We start from the raw sequence: 21,176 nt of genomic DNA on the forward strand, positions 1-21,176 counted from the left end.
GACAATATTCGACGTCACGATCTCGTTGGGCTTCGTCAAACTCAGCCCAAACTACACGGCGGCCTTGAAATGCCGTGCATAGCGCGGGCAGAGCTCATCGCGCTTGAGCAGGATAAACACGTCGGCGACCTGGAAATCCTGGTCCCAGCAAGGCTCGCCACAGATCTTCGCGCCCAGGCGCATATAGGCCTTGAGTAGCGGCGGCATTTCGGCGATCACGTTGCTTGGCACATCCAGCGCCGGCAGCGGGGTTTTCGGTTCGGCGCGCAGGTGCTCGGTGCACAGGTAGCGTTCACGCAGGCGCTGCATGATCGCCTGGGCCTGGATGCCGCCGTCCTGCATGGAGATGCTGGCGCAGCCCATCAGGTAGCGGTAACCGCCTTCGTTGAGCACTTCGGCCAACTCGCCCCAGAGCACGGCGATGGTCGCGCCGTTGCGGTAGGCGGCGTCGACGCAGGTGCGGCCGATTTCCAGCACCGGCCCTTCGAGGTGCGGCAGGCCGTGCAGGCTGAATTCTTCTTCGCTGTAGAAGCGGCCCAGGCTGGCGGCCGCGCGGTGGTCGAGCAGACGGGTAGTGGCCACCAGCTCACCGCTGTTGAGGTCACGCACGCCGATGTGCTGGCAGTGAATGTCGTAGTCATCCATGTCCAGGCCCAGTTCGGCACCCTTGAGCTTGGCATCGAATTCGGCGCTGAATACGCGAAAGCGCAGCGCCTGGGCTTCGCGCAGGGCGGCAGCGCCCTGTAAGCGCTCGGCCTGCAGGCGACGAGCGGAGGTAGTGCGGTCGCGGGTGATTGCCATCTGGGTCATGCCTTCATCTCCATTAGCCGGCTTTTTGCCTTGCAGCCGGTCGATCTTGTTGGGCAAGCTCAGGCTAGGTAGCAGCGGTGTCACCTCCGTGAATCTTTGGTGATGCTTGTGTGACACCCCCCCAACAAGGAGCAATGCATGCCCTGGCAACAGCTGTTGAGTCCGCAAGCACGTCTGCCTGTGGCGGATCTGGAGGCCTGGTACGCCAGCCTGCTGGAACGCATCGGCCATCCGGCACCTTTGCAACTGGCCCTGCTTGGCGGACGGCTGGCGGCGACCCCGGGACTGGCGTTTCTCGCCGGTTACCAGGGCGGGTTGCGCGCACTCTGGCCGGCCGCGCCCTGGACCCTGGGGGCGCTGTGCGTGACCGAGAACCGCAGCACCCGGCCGGCCGATATGGGCACGCGGATACACGCGCTGACCCTCGATGGTCGCAAGGATTTTGTCACCGCCGCCGAGGCTGCCGACTGGCTGCTGGTCGCCGCCCGCGAGGAAGGTTCGGGGGCACCGGTACAGCTGGCCCTGGGCGTGGTGCGCAATGGCGCGCCCGGTGTGCAGATCGAGACGCTGCCGGCGTTGCCGCTGATGCCGGATATCAGCCATGGCCGCCTGCATCTGCAAGGCGCGCACTGCGAGCGTTTGCCCGGCGATGGCTGGGACGACTATGTAAAACCCTTCCGCACCCTGGAAGACACCCACGTGCTGGCGGCGCTGACGGCCTGGCTGTTTGGTGTGGGGCAGGAGTCGGCCTGGCCACAGGCCCTGCAGTTGCGCCTGGTCTGTCTGTTGGCCGGCTGCGCGGAGGTGGCGCGGCAATGCCCAAGTTCTGCCGACGGTCACCTGATGCTGGCCGGGCTGTTTGCCCAGTTCGACAGCCTGCGCAGTGATCTGGACAGCGCCTTTAGCGCCGGCGATGGGCACTGGGCGCAGCTCTGGCAACGCGACCAAGGCCTGCTGACGATTGCCGGAAGTGCGCGCAAGAAACGTCTGCAGAAGGCCCAGGCGCTGCTCGGTATAACCCTGTAAGGCGGCCACGGATCGTGCGCATGCCTTGCTGGTTTGACCCAGATCAGTAAGCTCAGGCCCCTGCGCTGGTAGGCTCGCGGGCTTTTCAAGGGGAACTTGCCATGCGACGCGAACCCATCATTCTGTTCGACAACGGCCACCACCAATGCATGATGTTCGATGACCTGGTCAGCGGCGAAGGGGTGCAGTCCAACCAGTTCCTGATCACCGACCACGAGCAATACCTGCTGCTCGATCCAGGCGGCGACCTGACCTATACGCCGTTGTCGCTGGAACTGTCCAAGCACATTCCGGTGCAGGACCTGACCTATATTTTCGCCTCGCACCAGGACCCGGACATCATCGCCTCCCTGGACAAGTGGCTGCTGCACACCCGCGCCAAGGTCATCTGCTCCAAGCTGTGGGCGCGCTTTCTGCCGCACCTGACGGCCAACTACCTGGCGCTGAGTCGTGGCATCAACACCTTCGACCGGATCATTGCCCTGCCGGACGGTGGTCAGTCCTTTGCCCTCGGCAAGTGCACGCTGAAAGCCGTGCCGGCGCACTTTCTCCACTCGGTGGGCAACTTCCAGCTGTATGACCCGGTGAGCAAGATCCTGTTTTCCGGCGATATGGGGGCCTCCCTGGTGGATGACGCCAGCCCGGTGAACGACTTCATCAACCATGTGCCGAATATGCTCGGTTTTCACCGTCGCTATATGGGCGGTAACAAGGTCTGCCGACTTTGGGCGGCCATGGTTCGCGAGATGGATGTGGCGATGATAGTGCCGCAGCACGGCCGGCCCTTTGTCGGCGCGGAGATGATCAATGCCTTCCTCTACTGGATCGAGAACCTCGAGTGCGGCATGGACCTGATGGGGCCGGAGCATTACCGCCTGCCGAAGTAGGCCAGACGCTGCTGGTGCTTTTTAGCGTCATCGATGGCGTGCTAGGGTGCCATCGATGACGATTCAGCAGGCGGCTCTATGTCCTTTTTCCATGGCTGTGCGCGCTGGGCCCTGGCTTGCAGCTTCGCTTTTCCCGGCAGCATGGCCTGGGCGCAAAGCTGGCCTGACGCGCAATGGCCGAGCGAGCCAGCACCGCGCAGCGCGGCTCTCAGTGCCCTGGAAAGCTATGCCTTCCCAGCCCGTGATGACACCACCCGCAGTGGCGTGCGCAGCGATGCCCTGCTGGTGATCCGCGACGGGGTGCTGGTGTATGAGCGTTACGCCGCACCGACCACAGCCGCCACGCCGCACCTGACCTGGTCCATGGCCAAGAGCCTGCTGGCCAGCACCCTGGGCGTGGCCTATGGACGGGGGCTGTTTCGCCTGGATGCGCCGGTGGCCGACTACTACCCGCCATTTGCCGCGCACCCGCAGGTCAAAGTCGGCCATTTGCTCAACTGGGCCTCGGGCCTGGCCTGGCAGGAAGACTACGAGTACGCGCCGCTGAAGTCCTCGGTGGTGGCCATGCTCTACACCCGTGGGCGCGGCGATATGGCCGCCTTTACCGCCGCCCATGCCGCGGACGCCGAGCCTGGCGCGCGTTTTCGCTACTCCAGCGGCGATAGCAATGTGCTGGCGGCGGCGCTGCGCGGTATGGTCGGCGCTGAGGCCTATGCCGACTATCCCTGGAGCGCGCTGTTCGAGCCCCTGGGCATCCAGTCGGCGGTGTGGGAGCGCGACGCCGCCGGCACCTTTGTCGGTTCCTCTTACCTCTATATGAACGCCCGCGACCTGGCCCGCGTCGGCCTGCTGATGCAGCGCGACGGCCGTTGGCGGGAGCAGCAGTTGCTGCCCAAGGCCTGGGTCGAATTCAACCGCACGCCCTTTGCCAACTACCGGCCCGAGGCGAGCAAGCCCGACGATGCCGTGCCGGGCGGCCACTGGTGGCTCAACGCCGCCGTGGCCGGAGCGCGCAAGCCCTGGCCGGATGCGCCGGGCGAGACCTTCGCCGCCCTCGGGCACTGGGGGCAGGGCCTGTATATATTGCCGCGGGAAAAACTGGTGATCGTGCGCTACGCCGATGACCGCGATGCGAGCTTCCAGCACAACCAGTTGCTCAAACTGGTGCAGGCGGCCTTTGCCCGTGAGGTGCAGCCATGATCCGTCGCCGTCCACTGCGCATTTTGCTGGTGCTGGGCATGCTCCTGCTCGTGGCCTGGGCCTGGCAGAACCGTGTGCACCTGCAGGCCTTCCCCGGCATCATCGCGGCCTACTCGGCCAAGGAATACTGCTCATGCCGCTATGTCAGCCAGCAGCCGGCCGACTACTGCCTGGGCTATGTCGAGCAGTATGTGCCGCTCAGTGAGCTGTTCGATGACGCGGCGCATAAACGGGTTACCGCCCGCGGCCTGGGCAGCCGCCAGAGCGCCCAGTGGTTGGGCGCGCGTCAGGGGTGCCAGTTGCTGCCGCTGGCCGAGCCGCTGCCCTGAGCGCATCGCCCTCGCTGTCAGGGTTTGCAAGGTGCGGCCAGATGGCTATGGTGGCAGCAGAATTCGCTGCCGGAGGCGTAATGCCCAGCCCTGCTTGCTTGTGCGTCTGTGTCCATGCCCCATAACGTCTTTCCCTGGCGGCAGGGTAATCGCTTTGCGTTGCTGCTCGATGGTGAACGGTTCTTTCCGCGCATGCTGGAGCTGATCGCGGGGGCGCAGCGGCAGGTGGCGCTGGAGTTGTATCTGGTCGAAAGTGGTGCCTGCGCCGCGGCGCTGCTCGACGCACTGTGTGCCGCGGCGCAGCGTGGGGTGGCCGTGCGCTGTCTGTTCGATGCCTTTGGGGCGCAGGGGTTGCACCAGGTCGAGCGCCGTCGTTTGCTCGAGGCCGGGGTGCAGCTGCACTGGTACAACCCGGTGCGCTGGAAGCAGGGGTTGCGCAACTTCCACCGCGATCACCGCAAGCTGTTGCTGGTCGATGGGCAATTCGTCTTTGTCGGTGGTACCGGGGCCACCGACGAGTTCTGGACGCCGGGTGAGCAGGCCAGCCGCTGGCACGAGGCGATGGTGGAAATCAGCGGCCCGCTGGTGGCCGACTGGCTGCAGCTGTTCGAGCGCCAGTGGCTGGCCTGCCAGGCCCGCCGAGTCGCCTGGCGACCGCGTGTGCCCCTGGGCGTCAAGCCGCTGGTGCCCATGCCGCCGGCGGGGCAGGGGCTGGGGCGGGTCGCCTTTGCCGACGCCCTTCAGCACCGCGATATTCTGCTGTCGCTGGTGCGTGCGCTGCATGGGGCCAAGCAGCGTATCTGGCTGGCGACGCCCTATTTTCTGCCGACCTGGAAAGTCCGTCGAGCCTTGCGCAAGGCCGCCTCGCGGGGCGTCGAGGTGCGCCTGCTGCTCAGCGGCCGGCATACCGACCATCCGCCGGTTCGGTTTGCCGGCCAGCGCTATTATCCGGGCCTGCTCAAGGCCGGCGTGCAGATCTTCGAGTACCAGCCGCGCTTTCTGCACCTGAAGATGGTGCTGGTGGACGACTGGGTCAGCCTCGGCTCCTGCAACTTCGATCACTGGAACCTGCGCTTTAACCTCGACGCCAATCTCGAAGCCATCGAGCCCGGCCTGACGGCCAGCGTGGCGGCGAGTTTTCAGGCGGATTTCGCCGATAGCCAGCAGGTCACCCTGGAGGATTGGCGCGCGCGGCCCTTATGGCGACGCGTGCAGCAACGCCTGTGGGGCTGGTTGGACAGGCTGGCGGTGAACCTGCTCGACCGCTGGCGCTGACCCGCACTTTTGTCGGGTGTGGTCGGTTGATCTCGCGGCTATGCTCGGTCAACAAATCTAATAAGGGTGCTGGCGATGCGCGGTCTTAGTCTTTTTGCCTTGCTGTTAACGGTTGCGCTGAGTGGCTGCTCGACGCCCGGTGCGTTCTTTGGCAAAACCCAGGGCGAGTCCTTTCGTGAGCACCGACTGAGCGACGACAAGCACGCCCTGGTTTACCTTTACCGCCCGCAAAGCGATTGGGCCGATCAGGAGCTGGAGGCCCCGGCGCTGTTTATCAACAACCAGCTGATCGGCAGCCTGCCGAGCAATGGCCACCTGGTGCTGGAGTTCGACGTTGCCAGTTACAAGCTGGAGATGCGCCGGCCGCTGTTCGGCAGCTACTGGACCCTGCTGGCCGATGGTCCGCTGGACTTTACCCTGATCGCCAGTTTTGCCCTGGACGCCGAGGCGGGCGGTACCTACTACCTGCGTTACGACGAACTCAATCCGCCGGCGGTGAGCCAGCAGGCCCCAGGTCAGGGTAATGGTCCGCTGCAGCTGGTGTACGCCGCGGCGGCCGCCGCGGAGATCGCGACGACCCGCGAAGTGCAGCCCTTCGAGCGGATTGCCGCCAGCGGCGAAACCGAGCGCATGCAGCGCAGCTTCTGGCGCAAGGTTGGCAAGTCGCTGGACCTTATTGGTATCTAGCGTCCGTCATTACTGCGCACGGCACTGTCGAGCTTATGCCGTGACCGATGGCACCCGAAAAGTCACGCCAAAAATCATTCTTTGGGCTGATTTGGTCGGGTCGTCAGGGCTCTAGATTGGCGGCACTGAAAAAAACCATAAAAGGTACCGCCATGCTGCAGACCCGCGTGATTGCGCCCGCTGAGAATGCTCACCAAGCCCCCTTGCTGATCAAGCGCCTGCTGCTGTCCGGCAGTCGCTACGAGAAGACCCGCGAGATCGTCTACCGCGATCAGCTGCGTTACAGCTACGCCACCCTCAACGAGCGCATCGCCCGCCTGGCCAATGTCCTGAGCGAGGCCGGGGTCAAGGCTGGCGATACCGTCGCGGTGATGGATTGGGACAGCCACCGTTACCTGGAGTGCATGTTCGCCATCCCGATGCTCGGCGCGGTGCTGCACACCATCAACATCCGTCTCTCGGCCGACCAGATTCTCTACACCATGAACCATGCCGAAGATAAGTTCGTGCTGGTCAACAGCGAGTTCGTGCCGCTGTACAAGGGTATCGAAGGGCAGCTGACCACGGTGGAGAAGACCATCCTGCTCACCGATGCGGCCGACAAAACCGCCGAGCTGCCCAATCTGGTCGGCGAGTACGAGAGTCTGCTGGCCGCCGCCAGCCCAAGCTACGACTTCCAGGATTTCGATGAGAACTCGGTAGCCACCACCTTCTACACCACCGGCACCACCGGCAACCCCAAGGGTGTGTATTTCAGCCATCGCCAGCTGGTGCTGCACACCCTGGCCGAAGCCAGCGTGCTCGGCAGCCTGGACAGCATTCGCCTGCTCGGCACCAACGATGTGTACATGCCGATCACCCCGATGTTCCACGTGCATGCCTGGGGTATCCCCTATGTGGCCACCATGCTCGGGGTCAAGCAGGTCTACCCGGGGCGCTACGAGCCGGACATGCTCTGTCGGCTGATCAAGGAAGAGAAAGTCACCTTCTCCCACTGCGTGCCGACCATTCTGCAGATGGTAATGGGTGCGCCCAGCGCTCAGGGCCATGACTTTGGCGGCCTCAAGCTGATCATCGGCGGCAGTGCGCTGAATCGCACGTTATACGAGGCGGCCAAGGCTCGCGGTATCCAGCTGACCGCGGCCTATGGCATGTCGGAAACCTGCCCGCTGATTTCCTGCGCCCATATCAATGACGAGATGCTGGCCGGTAGCGAAGACGAGCGCACCACTTACCGGATCAAGGCCGGGGTGCCGGTGCCGCTGGTGGAAGCGGCGATCATGGCCCCCGACGGCAGTCTGTTGCCGGCCGATGGCGAAAGCCAGGGCGAGCTGGTGCTGCGTGCGCCCTGGCTGACCCAGGGCTATTTCCGCGAACCGGAGAAGGGTGCGGAGCTGTGGCAACACGGCTGGCTGCATACCGGCGATGTCGCCACCATCGACGATTTCAGCTTTATCGATATCCGCGACCGCATCAAGGATGTGATCAAGACTGGCGGCGAGTGGATTTCCTCCCTGGAGCTGGAGGACCTGATCAGTCGTCACCCGGCCGTGCGCGAAGTCGCGGTGGTGGGTGTGGTCGATCCGCAGTGGGGCGAGCGGCCCTTTGCCTTGCTGGTGCTGCGCGACGGTCAGAGCCTGGATGCCAAGGGCCTGAAGGATCACCTCAAGCCTTTTGTCGAGCAGGGCAGTATCAACAAGTGGGCGATACCGACTCAGATCGCTCTTGTTACCGAAATTCCCAAAACCAGCGTCGGCAAGCTGGACAAGAAACGCATTCGCCTGGATATCGTCCAGTGGCAGGCCGCCGGCAGTGCTTTTTTATCCACTCTTTAAGATGGGCGTGTCGGGCGGGGCAATTGCCCTGTCCGGCCAGCGGTGGAATCTGAAACGGGCGTTTTAACTGGGCTGCCGAGTAACCGGCGTCTGTAACTTGTCGCTTGATCTGGCACTTTGGCGGGGCGCTGTTCGGCGAGAACCGAAGCGTATTTTAGTGACCCTGCAGTCAAACAAGCGTTTGGCTTGCTAATTGCTGTACTCAGGCCATTCTTGCTGCTGCAGAGAGCGGCCAACCGGCCGAAACCTGCGAGCCAGAGTGCCTTGGGGCTGCAAATCACACTTTCGAGGGATCAAGCAGTACCACCCGCTGGCTATAGTTCGCACCATCCATAACAAAAAACACATGGAGTAGCGTCGATGACAAAGACAAAGCAAACCTGGCGCCTGGCAAAATTGCCACTGGCCGTCAGCCTAGCATCCACCCTCGCCGCACCAGCGTTCGGCGTTACTTTCAATATCGGCGAAATCGAAGGCCAACTCGACTCGTCCATGTCGGTTGGTGCCAGCTGGTCGGTGCGTAGCGCTGACCCGGATCTGATCGGCACCCGTAATGGTGGCCAAGCCTCCTCGCAAACCGGTGACGATGGCCGTCAGAATTTCAAGCGCGGCGAGACCTTCTCGAAGATCTTCAAGGGTATCCATGACCTCGAACTGAAGTATGGCGATACCGGCGTCTTCGTCCGTGGCAAGTACTGGTACGACTTCGAGCTGAAGGACGAAAGCCGTCAGCTGTATGACATCAGCGACAGCAACCGCAAGGAAGGCGCGCAGTCTTCCGGTGCACAAATTCTCGATGCCTTTATCTATCACAACTATTCGATTGGCGATCTGCCGGGCTCGGTCCGCGCTGGCCGTCAGGTTGTCAGCTGGGGTGAAAGCACCTTTATTCTGAACTCGATCAACTCGATCAACCCTGTCGATGTGGCTTCCTTCCGCCGTCCGGGTGCCGAGATTAAGGAAGGTCTGATCCCGGTCAACATGTTCTATGTGGCCCAGAGCCTGACCGACAACCTCTCCGCCGAGGTGTTCTACCAGCTCGAGTGGGACCAGACCATCGTCGATAACTGCGGTACCTTCTTCGCCCTCGACGTGCTGGCCGACGGCTGTAACGACCGCCTGGCCGTTTCCGGTAGCGACGCAGGTGGCCCTGGCAGCCCCGGCTATCGTTATGTAGGTCGTTCCGGCGACCGCGATGCTCGCGACAGCGGCCAGTACGGTATCGCCCTGCGCTGGTTCTCGCAGGAACTGGACACCGAGTTTGGCTTCTACACCATGAACTACCACAGCCGTACGCCGAGCCTGTCCTATACCGCCGGTCAAAGCGTATTCCTGCTGCCTGACTCGGTAGAAGATCCGAGCACGGGCGAAATGTTCGCCAAGTACTACCTGGAATATCCGGAAGATATTCGCCTGCACGGCGTCAGCTTCTCCACTACCGTGGGCTCCGCCTCGGTTGCCGGTGAACTGAGCTATCGGCCGAATATGCCGATGCAGATCAATACCACTGACCTGACCCTCGCGGCTGTTGCCCAGGGTGGTCTGGCGCAGATTTTGGGTGTTCCGACCAACCTGCCGGTCTATACCAGCGGCCATGCGGCCTTTGGCCCGGGCGAAGAGCTGAAGGGTTATGTGCGCAAGCCGCTGACCCAGGCGCAGGTTACCGTTACCCAGTTCGTCGATCAGGTCATGGGGGCTTCGCGTCTGACCCTGGTGGGCGAGGTCGGTTATTCCCATGTCAGCAATCTGGGCAAGAACGAACTGCGCTTCGGTCGTGCACCTGAATTCGGTGCCGGTGAGTTCCCGGTCAACAGTCTGTGTACTGCTATTGCCAACCCGGCCAATCCGGACGAGTGCAACAGCAATGGCTTCTACACCACCACGTCCTGGGGCTACCGCGCTCGCGCAATCCTCGACTACAACGATGTGTTTGCCGGCGTAAACCTCAAGCCGAACGTGTCCTGGTCGCATGACGTCGATGGCTACGGTCCGACCTTCAACGAAGGCAACAAGGCCATAAGCCTGGGTCTGGATGCCGAATACCAGAACACCTATACCGCCAGCCTTTCCTACACCGATTTCTTCGGTGGCGAATACAACACCAACATCGATCGCGACTTCGTTGCGCTCAGCTTTGGCGTGAACTTCTAAGCAGACAGGAATTTTGAGGAAGAATATGCAGATGAAAACAACAAAAAACCTGCTGCAAACCGGTGTCTTGGCACTGTCGCTGATGGCCTGCAGCGTAATGGCTGCGGTGTCTTCGGACGAAGCCGCCAAGCTGGGCAAAAGCCTGACGCCGGTTGGTGCGGAAATGGGCGGCAACGCCGATGGTTCGATCCCGGCCTGGACCGGTGGCCTGCCAAAAACTGCCGGCACTGCCGATGCGGCTGGCTTCCTGTCGGACCCGTTCGCCAGCGAGCAACCGCTGTTCACCATCACTGCCGCCAACGCGGAACAGTACAAGGACAAGTTGACCCCGGGTCAGCTGGCGCTGTTCAAGCGTTATCCGGAAAGCTACAAGATGCCGGTGTTCCCGACTCATCGTTCGGCCAGCATGCCTGATTTCGTGCTGGAAGCGGCCATGCGCAACGCCTCCAACACCAAGATGGTCGAGGGCGGTAACGGTCTGGAAAACTTCGAACAGGCCATTCCGTTCCCGATTCCCAAGGACGGCCTGGAAGCGATCTGGAACCATATCACCCGCTATCGCGGCGGCAGCGTCAAGCGTCTGGTCACCCAGGCGACTCCGCAGCCCAATGGTTCCTACAGCATGGTTTACTTCCAGGATGAGTTCACCTTCCGCGGTGCGCTCAAGGATGCCGATACCAGCAAGCCAAGCAACGTGCTGTTCTACTTCAAGCAGCGGGTAACCGCCCCGTCGCGTCTGGCCGGTAACGTGCTGCTGGTGCACGAAACCCTCAACCAGGTGAAGGAGCCGCGTCTGGCGTGGCTGTACAACGCCGGTCAGCGTCGCGTACGTCGTGCGCCGCAGGTGTCCTATGATGGTCCGGGTACCGCCGCCGATGGTCTGCGTACTTCCGACAACTTCGACATGTACAACGGTGCACCTGACCGTTACGAGTGGAAGTTGAACGGCAAGAAGGAAATCTACATTCCTTACAACAGCTACCGTCTGGACTCGCCGAAGCTGAAGTATGACGAGATCATCAAGGCTGGCCATATCAACCAGGACCTGACCCGTTATGAGCTGCACCGCGTCTGGCATGTGACCGCGACCCTGAAATCGGGCGAGCGTCATATCTATGCCAAGCGTGACTTCTTCATCGACGAAGATACCTGGCAGGCCGCGCAGATCGACCACTACGACGGTCGCGGTACCCTGTGGCGCGTAGCCGAGGCCCATGCCCAGTACTACTACGACAAGCAAGTGCCGTGGTACAGCGTAGAGACCCTGTACGACCTGCTGTCCGGTCGTTACCTGGCTCTGGGTATGAAGAACGAAGAGAAGAGTGCTTACGAGTTCGACTACCCGGCAAAAGAAAGCGATTACACCCCGGCGGCCCTGCGCCAGGCGGGCGTACGCTGATCTGCGTCGCTGCTGCATAAGAAACCGGCCCTAGTGGCCGGTTTTTTTATGCCTCAATTTGCGTCAGGACATGGGGCGCGCCGGCATCGCAAAAAGAGGCTGCAGGCGTCAGGCGGCAAGGCTTGTGGGGACTTTTCACGTTGGCGGATGGGGACGTCAGCGCAGGCCGCCGCTGGCTGGCGGGGCTTCAAATGCCCGGCTTAAGAGGCTAGGCTGCCGAGCATTGGTAGCGCTGCTGCCTGACTGCTACAAGAACCGGCCGATGACTGATCTGTTCCGAATTTCTGGCTTTGTTGCTCCCGGCGCGATGGTAGGGGGGCATTTTTACCGCCCGCCCTTGCCCTCCCGTTACGTACCGCGTCCGCGTCTGTGTGAACGGCTGATGGCTGGTTTGCCCGGCCGCCTGTTGCTGATCAGTGCGCCGGCAGGCTTTGGCAAAAGCTCCTTGGCGATCGAGTTTTGCGAAGCGCTGCCCGAGCGCTGGCAGAGCTTGTGGCTGGGCCTGAACCCGCGTGACAGCGATCCCGGGCGTTTTCTCGAGCGGCTGCTGGCCGGCCTGCAGCAGTTCTTTCCGGGGCTCGGCCAGGATGCGCTCGGCCTGCTCAGGCTCAGGCAGCGGCATCAGCCGTTTGCCTTCGAGGAGTGGCTAGACGGGCTGCTCGACGATCTGGCCCTGCGCCTCGATCCGCAGCAGCCGCTGCTGCTGGTGCTGGATGACTACCATCTGGCCCAGGGGGCGGTACTGGACCGCTGCCTGCAGTTCTTCCTCAACCATCTGCCTGCAGGCCTGGTGTTGCTGGTAACCAGCCGCCAGCGTCCGGATTGGCACCTGGCACGTCTGCGCCTGTCGCGCCAGTTACTGGAGTTGCACGAGCAGGACCTGCGCCTGACTGACGAGGAAAGTATCGAGTTGCTGGCCCGCCAGGGTGCGCAACTGTCGGCCGACTCCCTGGTCAGCCTGCTGCTGCGCAGCGAAGGCTGGGTGGCCGGGTTGCGCCTTTGGTCGCTGGCCAGCAGCGAGGTCCAGGAGGTCGAGGGGCGGACGTCGCTGGCCCATGGGGCCGAAGGCCTGATCCGCGACTATTTGCTGGAGGAGGTGATCGAGGGGCTGCCGGGCGAGGTGCAGACTTTTCTGTACGAAACCGCCAGCCAGGAGCGCTTCTGCGCCGAACTCTGCGATGCTCTGCGCGATGCCCATGACAGTGCGGCCATGCTGCGTCATCTGCAGGCGCATCAGGTGTTTCTGGTACCCCTGGACGAGCACGGCAAGTGGTTTCGCTATCACCATCTGTTCTCCGACCTGCTGCGCAGCCGCCCGGCCGGCGACCTGCTCCTGTCGGCCTCTGGTCTGCACCTGCGCGCCTGTCGCTGGTTCAGTGCCCAGGGTTTGCTGGATGAGGCCATCGAGCAGGCCCTGCGCGCCGGGCAGCCGGATGTGGCGGCCAATCTGGTGCAGAGCCTGTCCGAGGAGCAGCTGCTGGCCGAGCAGAATGTAGCGACGCTGTTGCGCTGGAAAATGGACCTGCCGGACAGCCTGCTGGCCAGTACTCCTCGGCTGGTGGTGCTGTACGGCTGGGCCCTGGCCCTGGCCTGTCAGCTGGATGCCGCCGACGAACTGGTCAACCAGCTGGAGCGCTTCCTCCCGGCCCCCAGCGCGGCCGAGCAGCAAGGACTGCTGGCGCAATGGATGGCCTTGAGCGGGGTGATAGCCCGGGGCCGCGGCGAGAGCGAGCGGGCCCGGCAGTTCTGCGCCGAGGCCCTGACCTGCCTGCCGCTGGAGCGTTATGGGCAGCGCCTGATGTGCCTGTCCAGCCTGGCCAATCTGGCGATAGTGCAGGGCGATATGTGGCGGGCTCGCGGCCTCAACCGCGAGGCCCTGGAGTTGGCACAGCGAGTCGGCAACCCGCTGTTCGAGGCGCTGACCCATTACGACCGGGCACGGGTGCTGCAGGCTCGCGGTGAGGTGTTGCGGGCGCTGGAGGAAGTACGCCAGGGCTTGCAGTGTTTGCACGGGTTGCCGGCGCAGCGTCAGTACGCGGTGCGTGGACGTCTGACCCTGTATGAGGGTTACCTGCTCAGCCTGCGTCTGCAGCCGCAGCAGGCGCGCCAACGTCTGCTGGCCGGAATCGCCGAGGCCCGCGGCTGCCGTGATGTCAGCCTGCTGATCGGGCATTGTGCCTTGGCAAGGCTGGAGGGGCGTTGCGGCAATCTTGCCGAAGGCTTTGCCCAGCTAGCCGAGGCCGAGCGGCTGATGCATATCTGGGATATCCCGGCGGTCTACTACCTGGCGATGATCACCCTGTGCAAGTGCGAGCTGTGGTTGCTCCAGGGGCAGAGCGAACTGGCCGGGTTCTGGCTCAACCGGCTGGCCCAGACCTATAGCGGCGAGAACGCGGCGGCGGCCCCAGAACTGCATCCGCAGCTGCCGCTGTATATCGACCTGCACCTGGCCACGCTCGAACGGTTGCGCGGCTTGCCGGGCGAAGCCGAGCGGCGTCTACGCGCCCTTAGCCAGCGTGCCCAGGGGGCGGGCGGGCAATTGCTGGCGAGCATCGCTCAGGTGCAGCTGTGCGTGCTGTTACTCGACACGGGGCGCGAGCGCGAGGCTCAACAGCAACTGCGCAGTGCCTTGCAGGTGGCTTCTGGCGGTGGCTTGCTGGCCTTTCAGGAACTGCTGCTGCAACAGCCGGGCTGGCTGCGCCAGCAGCTGCTGGCGCAGGCTCGCTGCCCCCTCGTCGATGCCTTGCTGGCCGCTCTGCCGGAACCCCAGGGTAACCCGGGAGCCACCGAGCAGGCCGTGGTCGAGGCCCTGAGTACGCGAGAACTGGCGGTGCTGCAGTTGATCGCCCAGGGCTGTTCCAACCAGCAGATCAGCGAGCGGCTGTTTATCTCCCTACACACGGTGAAAACCCACGCGCGCCATATCAACAGCAAGCTGGGCGTCGAACGGCGCACCCAGGCGGTGGCGCGGGCCAAGGGCCTGGGCTTATTGCGCTGAGTCGGCTGGCGCGGGCACCGACAGATCAAGCGCCGGTGGCGCGGTCGGTGCCGGCTTGGCGTTGGCCAGTTTGCCCTGTACGTCCTGCTGAATGCTCAGCAGCACCGGCAGCAGTTCCTGCATGTTGCGCCGCACTTCGGCATAGGCATGTTGCTGCGCCAGCTGCTCGCAGCGCAGCAACAACTGCTCGCGTACCTCGCCATTCAAATGGATAAACAGTTCCGGTAGCTGCTTGCTCAGTTCGGCGCTGTAGAGCACCAGTTCTTCGCGGCCAAACTGCTTGGTCAGGCCCAGGTAATCCAGGGCGCTGGAGGTCAGCATGGCGGCGGCGGCCTTGGTTTCATGCAGGCCCTGCAGGCGCACGGGGTTGCTTTGCTCGCTCTGCGCCAGGGTCATCCAGAACTCGGTGGTGAGGGTGAACAGCACCGCCTGCTGGCGCAGCGAGTAGCTCATCAGGCCCAGGGCTTCGGCGGCGTAGGGTTGTTGCGCGGCGCGGAAATCGAAGTACAGGCGCATCAACTCTTTGAGGCGGAACAGCGCGTCGCGGGCTTCGTTCTGGCGCAGTTCCAGCGGTGCGTAGATATTCAGTTGCGGGCGGAAGTTCTCCTCGCTGACCATCCGCGCATAGATCGGCCCGGTGAATTCGCCGCTGCGTCTGGGCAGGGCATTGGCCTGGGTCTTGTCGACCTTTTCCAGCGCCTCGAGCAGCAGCTGATAGTCGGCGCTGTTCCAGGGTTTGTGGATATCGGGAATCTTCTGGCCGAGGTAGAACAGCTCGGCGGCCTGCACGGGCAGGGCGGTCAGCAGAACCAGCAAAAGGATGGCCAGCGGTGCTGCGAGGGGGCGTGTTAGCGTGTTCAGCACATCGATAATCCTGCGGATATGGCGTGGCCCAGAGTAACCAGCTTGGCCCTGTGCGTCACCCGCGCCTTGGTTGGGGAAACTGTCATGCAGCAGGAGTTGGCCGAGCTGGGCGCGGTGCAGGCGGTCTTCGAGGACCTCGGCGGTTACGGCGCGCTGGCCCAGCAGCAGGAACAGGGCGGCGAGGGCCCGCTGGTTGGGCATTTGCAGCGTACCCATATCCAGCTGGCGGCCATTGCCGTGTTTGCCCGCAAGGGCCTGGCCGAGACCACGGTCAATGACCTGCTGGCGGCGGCCAATGTCTCACGGCGCACCTTCTACAAATACTTCGAGAACAAGATGCAGGTGCTTGAAGGCATCTACCAGACAGCGGTCGCCCTGCTGCTGTCGCGTTTCAGGGAAATGCAGAGCATCGCCGGCAGCCCGCAGGCCTGGCTGCAGGCCATGGTCGAGCGTTATTTCGACTATCACCTGGCGGTCGGGCCGATCATCCGCCTGATGCAGGAAGAAGCCCTGCGTGCCGACTCGCCCCTGGCGGCGCAACGGCTGAACGCCCATGTCGAGATGGCTCGCCTGCTTGCCGAGCGCTTGCACGGCGACGGCCCTCAGGCCGATCCGCTGACCTATCGCGCGTTGATCTGGGCCTTGGAAGCAGCCTCGTTGGATCTGCTCGGTCGCGCTGCCAGCCGTGACGAGATCGAGCGGGCTAAACAGGTGCTCGGCCAGCTGCTGATCGCCACGCTGTGCCCGGGCTCAACCTCAACCTAGGTTAGGCGTCAGCCGGGTTCGGCCATGCTCTGATAGGCCGCTGACTATTCCTATAACAACACTGTCGAGGTGCCTGCATGTCCGCTTCCAGCCTTTCGCTGACGCCACCATTGGCGGCTGGTTTCGCCCGCCTGGGGTTCGGGGCCTTGCCCCTGGCCAGTCTCAAGTCGCGCTACGGCAATGCCGCCAGCGGTTCACGTTATGTCGAGCTGGATGGCTTCCATCTGCACTACCGCGACGAGGGCAGCCGGGACAAACCGGTGCTGGTGCTGATCCATGGCGTGGTGGCTTCCCTGCATACCTGGGATGACTGGGTGCCGGCCTTCGCCGCGCACTATCGGATTATCCGCTTCGATGTACCGGGTTTCGGCCTGACCGGCCCGGCGCGGGACGGCCAGTACTCGGCCGAGCGGATGATCAAGGTGTTCGGCCTGCTGCTTGATCATCTCGGGGTGGACAAGGCCTCGATCGCCGGCAACTCCCTGGGCGGCTATATCGCCTGGAACTTCGCCCTGGCCCAGCCGCAGCGGGTTCACAAGCTGGTGCTGATCGATCCGGCCGGCTATCACATGCACACGGTGCCCTGGATGATCGCCTCCGCGGCGTTACCGGGGGCCACGCTGGCCATGCCGCTGTGGATGCCGCGTGCCCTGATCGCCCAGGGCATCAAGGAGGTCTACGGCGAGCCGGGGCGGATCAAGCCCGGGGTGGTCGAGCGCTACAACGACCTGAGTCGTCGCCCCGGCAACCGGCGGGCGATGATGGAAATCTTCCGCATCCTGCTCAAGGTCAACAAGCAGGAACTGCAGGGCACCCCGGCGCGGGTAGCGCAGATTCAGGCCCCGACCCTGCTGCTGTGGGGCGAGCGCGACCGCTGGATTTCCCCCAGGCATGTGCCGCTGTGGCAGCGCGATCTGCCGGGTATCCAGGTCAAGACTTATCCAGGGGTTGGCCATATCCCCATGGAAGAAATCCCCCAGCAGAGCGCGGCGGACGCCCTGCGTTTTCTTCAGGGTTAAGCATTGTAGGGTGCGCCGGGCGCACCAACCCAGGCCGCCGGGTGCACCCTACCATTCAAGCCGCGCCCCCTGAGTGCGCATGGCATAGTTACAAAAAAGGGAGCCCTTCGGCTCCCTTGGTCGTTTAGGCCACCTGGCTGTCCGGCTGCGCATCGAACTCGCGGCGGGTCTGGTAGAGCAGGTCCAGGTTGTTGTGCTGCCAGGGGTGGAAGTCGGCCCTGAAGAAGTCCCGGTAAGTGCTGAGTAGGGGGCGGAACACACCGTTTTTGCCCCACATCCACTGCAGTCCGTCGCGCCAGACCCGCCAGTTCCACAGCAGGCCGTCCTGCTTGAGCATGTGGGTCATGCCGCGACTGGTGTCGAGGATAAAGAAGAAGGTGCCCATCAGCATCGCCCGACGCAGCAGCTTGCGGCTGCCGCAGACCTGGTTGTAGACATCAAAGGCCACCGCCTTGTGCTCGGTTTCCTCCAGGGCGTGCCAGCGCCACAGGCGGATCATGGTCGGGTGCGCGCCGGCCATATGGCGCGGGTCCTTGAGCAGGCCGTCGGCCATGATCGCGGTGATATGTTCCAGCGCGGCAGTGGCCGCCAGCTGGCGCTGGGGCGAGAATTTCTTCTGGGTGTAGCGGATGCGCGCCTGGGCGCGTTTCTCGATGCGGCTGATGTCATAACCCAGGTCACGCAGGCGATTGCTGTATTCCAGGTGCTCGCGGCTGTGATGACCTTCCTGGCCGATAAAGCCACGGATCTGTTCCTTCAGTACCGGGTCTTCGATCTGCTCGCGGAAATGCCGCACCGAGTCGATAAAGAACCGTTCACCATCGGGGAACAGCACCGACATGGCATCGAACAGGTGGCTCTTGAAGGCATCGCCGCTGTGCCAGTGGCGCGGCAGTGGATTGGGAAAATCGAAATCCATATGCCGCGGACGAATCTGCAAACCTTCCGGGGTAGTGCTGACCATGCTGACTCCCTGAGTCGGTGACTGAAGCATGCAAGCACTATGGGTCGATCCGCAGGCCGGGCAAAGGTTAACAACAGCCAATATGTCGGTCATTTATGGCCAAAAACGCCGAGGTCATGATTTGCTCAATGCCAGTGCCGATAGCGAATTGCGGTGTTGGGCCGCGTGGATTTACCGGGTATTAGGTTATGGCGAGCCAATAAGGCAGTCGTGGAAGGTGGCCGTACTTTGGTCGGGCAGGCGAACAGCTGCGGTCAAATTGGCACTATGGTGCCTTTATGGGCTTGTCGATTTTTGTCGAACGAGGGTATCTTCAATAAAAAAATGAGCCATATATGGCCAATGCCCCCAGAAAGCCCATGAAGCCATCCCTGAATTTCTCGGCCGAACTGGTACCTGTCGCCTACGCCGCCGCCTTGCTCGATCTGGTCGAAGAATTGGGCGTCGCCCGTGACCAACTGTTTGCCGCGGCCCGGGTGCGACCCGAGGTGCTGGGCAATCCCCAGGGGCGTCTTTCCTTCAGCGACTTCACCCAGTTGAGCGGCTGCGCTCTACGTCTGTGCGACGAGCCGGCCCTAGGGTTGCTGCTCGGCCAGCGACTGAACGTCTCGACCCACGGCATTCTCGGTTATGCCGTGCTGTCCAGCGCCAACCTGGGCAAGGCCATGCAATTCGCCCTCAGGTATTACCGGGTGTTGGGTTTGACCTACGAGCTGGAAATTGTCGAGGAGGGCGAGCGGGTCGAGTTGCGCGCTTGCGAGACCATGCCCCTTGGCCCGCTCAGCCGTTTCGCCGCCGAAGGACTACTCGCCAGCCTGTACACCATCACGCGTTTTCTCGTGGGTGAGGGCCTGCAGCAGGTGGCAGTGGGCTTTGCCCATGCCGCGCCGCACTATGCCGAGCGCTACGAGCGCCTGTTTGGCGTGCCGGTGGCGTTTGACCAGCCTTACCACCGCCTGAGTATGCCCATTGCCTATCTGGACCGGCCCATGGCCCTGGCCAACCCGGCCACGGTGCAGATGTGCGAGCAGCAGTGCGAAGCGCTGCTGGCCAGCCTGGACGTGCAGGACGGCCTGCTGACCCGGGTACGCCGCCTGCTGCTGACGCGTCCCGGCGATTTCCCCGACCTGGCCAGCGCCGCCGAGGCCCTGCATACCAGCGGCCGCAGCCTGCGCCGGCACCTGTCGAGTATGGGCATCAGTTATCAGCAGGTGCTGGACGAGGTGCGCAGGAGCCTGGCCCTGCAGTACCTCACCACCACCCACCTACCACTGTACGAAATCGCCTACCTGCTAGGTTTTAGCGACCCGAGCAACTTTCGCCGCGCCTTCAAGAAGTGGACGGGTAAACTGCCCAGCGATTACCGCAGTGAGGATTGACCATGAGTTCTGCCGCCGCCCCCGCCCTGATCCGCGAAACCTTCCCCGTCGGGCCTTTGCAGTGCAACTGCACGATAATCGGTGACCCCGTGACCAAGAAGGCCATTGTGGTCGACCCGGGTGGCAATCCCGAGTTGATCATGGCTCGCCTGGAGGCCCATGGCCTCAAGGTGGTGAGCATCATCCACACCCACGCCCATCTGGATCACTTCCTCGCCTCCGGGCAGATGAAGGAGAAGACCGGCGCGACCCTGCATCTGCACAAGGACGATCAGTTCCTCTGGGACAACCTGGAGATGCAGTGCCGCATGTTCGGCGTGCCCTACACTCCGGTGCCGGCTCCGGATCAATGGTTGGCCGATGATGAGGAGCTGGCCTGCGGCTGCGGTGTGGCGCTGCATACACCTGGGCATACGCCGGGTTCCATGAGTTTCTGGTTCCCTCAGGACAAGCTGCTGATCGCCGGCGACACCCTGTTTCGTCGCGGCATTGGCCGTACCGATCTGTGGGGTGGGGACTACAAGACCATCGAGCGCTCGATCAAGCAGCGGCTGTACAGCCTGGATGAGGATGCCACCGTGGTCACCGGCCACGGCGACGACACCCGGCTGGGCGATGAGATGCGCGATAATCCCTTTGTCCGCGCGTAATCGAGAGATGGTTTCTGGCTGTTTTGCCGCTAATGGCTGCGCCAGACCAAAGACAAGACCGGCCGGCTGTCATAACCCTGTACCATCATCGGCATCGGAATGAACTTAATGCCCTGACCTAGCGTCTAAGACGCAGGCAGAGACTGCTCTAACAATACGAAAGAAAAGGATGTATCGATGATGAACTTGCGAAATATGGCATTTGCAGCGGTGGGCCTGAGCCTTTTGGCAGGCTGTACCACCAACCCATATACCGGTGAGCGGGAGGCCGGCAAGGCCGGCATCTATGGTGGTGTTGGAGCAGTGACCGGCGCGGTAATCGGGGCGGCCACCTCAAGCAAGAAGGACCGTGCCAAGGGTGCATTGATCGGCGCGGCCGTGGGCGGCGCTGCCGGTGGCGGTTATGGCTACTATGTCGACACCCAGGAAGCCAAGCTGCGCCAGACCCTGCAGGGCACTGGCGTTCAGGTGCAACGCAACGGCGATGAACTGAAGCTGATCATGCCAGGCAATATCACCTTCGCCAGCAATTCGTCGGACATCTCCAGCGGTTTCTACCCGACCCTGAACTCCCTGCTCCTGGTGTTCAAGGAGTTCGACAAGAACGGCATCGACATCGTTGGCCACACCGACAGCACCGGCTCCCTTGAGCTGAACCAGAACCTGTCGAATCGTCGTGCCCAGAGCGTAGCGTCCTACCTCAGCGCCAACGGCGTGGCGGCCTCGCGGATCTCCGCTTACGGTGCCGGTCCGAGCCAGCCGATTGCCAGCAATGCGAGCGAAGCCGGCCGCGCGCAGAACCGTCGGGTTGAGATCAACCTGCGTCCGCTGTAAGCGCAACAGCTGCGGAAGATGCCGCGCACCCTGAGGGGCGCGGCATTTTTTTGCCTGGTCGAAGCCAATCCAGCGCTTCGATCGGGCTGCTCGGCTTCCCGTCA

18 protein-coding genes are annotated in these 21,176 nt (G+C 63.0%); 15 read left to right on the plus strand and 3 right to left on the minus strand.

Translation table 11 applies throughout. The features are described from left to right. Window positions 1–51 precede the first annotated feature (51 nt). The gene (olsB, locus tag WMW70_RS03840; protein ID WP_341436167.1) at window positions 52–810 is read right to left on the minus strand and encodes an L-ornithine N(alpha)-acyltransferase; all 759 of its coding nucleotides are present in this window, start codon (window positions 808–810) and stop codon (window positions 52–54) included. Window positions 811–948: 138 nt separating this feature from the next. Between olsB and WMW70_RS03845 the strand changes: the two genes are divergently transcribed. The 10 genes from WMW70_RS03845 (at window position 949) to WMW70_RS03890 (ending at window position 14,597) form a co-directional block, all read left to right on the plus strand. Beyond that, on the plus strand, window positions 949–1,836 hold the full coding sequence (locus WMW70_RS03845; protein WP_341436168.1) for an acyl-CoA dehydrogenase: 888 nt from the start codon (window positions 949–951) through the stop codon (window positions 1,834–1,836). Window positions 1,837–1,937: 101 nt separating this feature from the next. Then, complete coding sequence (locus WMW70_RS03850; RefSeq protein WP_341436169.1) at window positions 1,938–2,723, plus strand: MBL fold metallo-hydrolase; 786 nt, start codon at window positions 1,938–1,940, stop codon at window positions 2,721–2,723. 141 nt (window positions 2,724–2,864) lie between these two features. Further along, window positions 2,865–3,923, plus strand: coding sequence for a serine hydrolase domain-containing protein (locus WMW70_RS03855; RefSeq protein WP_341436549.1), 1,059 nt, complete (start codon window positions 2,865–2,867; stop codon window positions 3,921–3,923). Further along, a complete protein-coding gene (locus WMW70_RS03860) occupies window positions 3,920–4,252 on the plus strand; it encodes an amidase (RefSeq protein WP_341436170.1) in 333 nt (110 codons plus the stop codon). Before WMW70_RS03855 ends, WMW70_RS03860 begins: the two co-directional genes overlap by 4 nt. Before the next feature lie 114 nt (window positions 4,253–4,366). After that, complete coding sequence (locus WMW70_RS03865) at window positions 4,367–5,527, plus strand: phospholipase D-like domain-containing protein (RefSeq protein WP_341436171.1); 1,161 nt, start codon at window positions 4,367–4,369, stop codon at window positions 5,525–5,527. Between the two features lie 75 nt (window positions 5,528–5,602). Continuing rightward, the gene (locus tag WMW70_RS03870; RefSeq protein WP_341436172.1) at window positions 5,603–6,214 is read left to right on the plus strand and encodes a DUF2846 domain-containing protein; all 612 of its coding nucleotides are present in this window, start codon (window positions 5,603–5,605) and stop codon (window positions 6,212–6,214) included. A 152-nt stretch (window positions 6,215–6,366) separates the two neighbouring features. Further along, window positions 6,367–8,049, plus strand: coding sequence for a fatty acid--CoA ligase (locus WMW70_RS03875; protein WP_341436173.1), 1,683 nt, complete (start codon window positions 6,367–6,369; stop codon window positions 8,047–8,049). Window positions 8,050–8,409: 360 nt separating this feature from the next. Beyond that, the gene (locus WMW70_RS03880; protein WP_341436174.1) at window positions 8,410–10,200 is read left to right on the plus strand and encodes a DUF1302 domain-containing protein; all 1,791 of its coding nucleotides are present in this window, start codon (window positions 8,410–8,412) and stop codon (window positions 10,198–10,200) included. Between the two features lie 31 nt (window positions 10,201–10,231). Then, on the plus strand, window positions 10,232–11,599 hold the full coding sequence (locus WMW70_RS03885; RefSeq protein WP_341436175.1) for a DUF1329 domain-containing protein: 1,368 nt from the start codon (window positions 10,232–10,234) through the stop codon (window positions 11,597–11,599). A gap of 262 nt (window positions 11,600–11,861) precedes the next feature. Next, complete coding sequence (locus WMW70_RS03890) at window positions 11,862–14,597, plus strand: LuxR C-terminal-related transcriptional regulator (protein ID WP_341436176.1); 2,736 nt, start codon at window positions 11,862–11,864, stop codon at window positions 14,595–14,597. Here WMW70_RS03890 and WMW70_RS03895 read toward each other — a convergent pair. Next, on the minus strand, window positions 14,586–15,458 hold the full coding sequence (locus tag WMW70_RS03895) for a hypothetical protein (protein WP_341436550.1): 873 nt from the start codon (window positions 15,456–15,458) through the stop codon (window positions 14,586–14,588). The genes WMW70_RS03890 and WMW70_RS03895 overlap by 12 nt on opposite strands. An 87-nt stretch (window positions 15,459–15,545) precedes the next feature. Here WMW70_RS03895 and WMW70_RS03900 point away from each other — a divergent pair, with 87 nt between their 5' ends. Together WMW70_RS03900 and WMW70_RS03905 are read left to right on the plus strand one after the other, a co-directional pair. Further along, entirely contained in the window at window positions 15,546–16,226 is a 681-nt protein-coding gene (locus tag WMW70_RS03900) for a TetR/AcrR family transcriptional regulator (protein ID WP_341436177.1), read from the plus strand. A 77-nt stretch (window positions 16,227–16,303) separates the two neighbouring features. Next, on the plus strand, window positions 16,304–17,245 hold the full coding sequence (locus WMW70_RS03905; RefSeq protein WP_341436178.1) for an alpha/beta fold hydrolase: 942 nt from the start codon (window positions 16,304–16,306) through the stop codon (window positions 17,243–17,245). Between the two features lie 124 nt (window positions 17,246–17,369). Here the strand turns inward: WMW70_RS03905 and WMW70_RS03910 are convergent, their stop codons facing one another. Continuing rightward, window positions 17,370–18,209 carry a metal-dependent hydrolase gene (locus WMW70_RS03910; protein WP_341436179.1) on the minus strand — a complete coding sequence of 280 codons (840 nt, stop codon included), beginning with the start codon at window positions 18,207–18,209 and terminating at the stop codon, window positions 17,370–17,372. A 359-nt stretch (window positions 18,210–18,568) separates the two neighbouring features. Here WMW70_RS03910 and WMW70_RS03915 point away from each other — a divergent pair, with 359 nt between their 5' ends. The 3 genes from WMW70_RS03915 to WMW70_RS03925 all read left to right on the plus strand — a co-directional run bounded on the left by WMW70_RS03915 (window position 18,569) and on the right by WMW70_RS03925 (window position 21,072). Then, window positions 18,569–19,588, plus strand: coding sequence for an AraC family transcriptional regulator (locus tag WMW70_RS03915; RefSeq protein ID WP_341436180.1), 1,020 nt, complete (start codon window positions 18,569–18,571; stop codon window positions 19,586–19,588). Window positions 19,589–19,590: 2 nt separating this feature from the next. Next, window positions 19,591–20,238 (plus strand): MBL fold metallo-hydrolase, encoded by a 648-nt coding sequence (locus WMW70_RS03920; RefSeq protein WP_341436182.1) that lies wholly within the window; start codon window positions 19,591–19,593, stop codon window positions 20,236–20,238. Window positions 20,239–20,415: 177 nt separating this feature from the next. Next, the gene (locus WMW70_RS03925) at window positions 20,416–21,072 is read left to right on the plus strand and encodes an OmpA family protein (RefSeq protein WP_445942095.1); all 657 of its coding nucleotides are present in this window, start codon (window positions 20,416–20,418) and stop codon (window positions 21,070–21,072) included. The last annotated feature ends 104 nt before the right edge of the window (window positions 21,073–21,176 follow it).

This window comes from Pseudomonas sp. XK-1 (genome assembly GCF_038069885.1).
Classification (GTDB): domain Bacteria; phylum Pseudomonadota; class Gammaproteobacteria; order Pseudomonadales; family Pseudomonadaceae; genus Aquipseudomonas.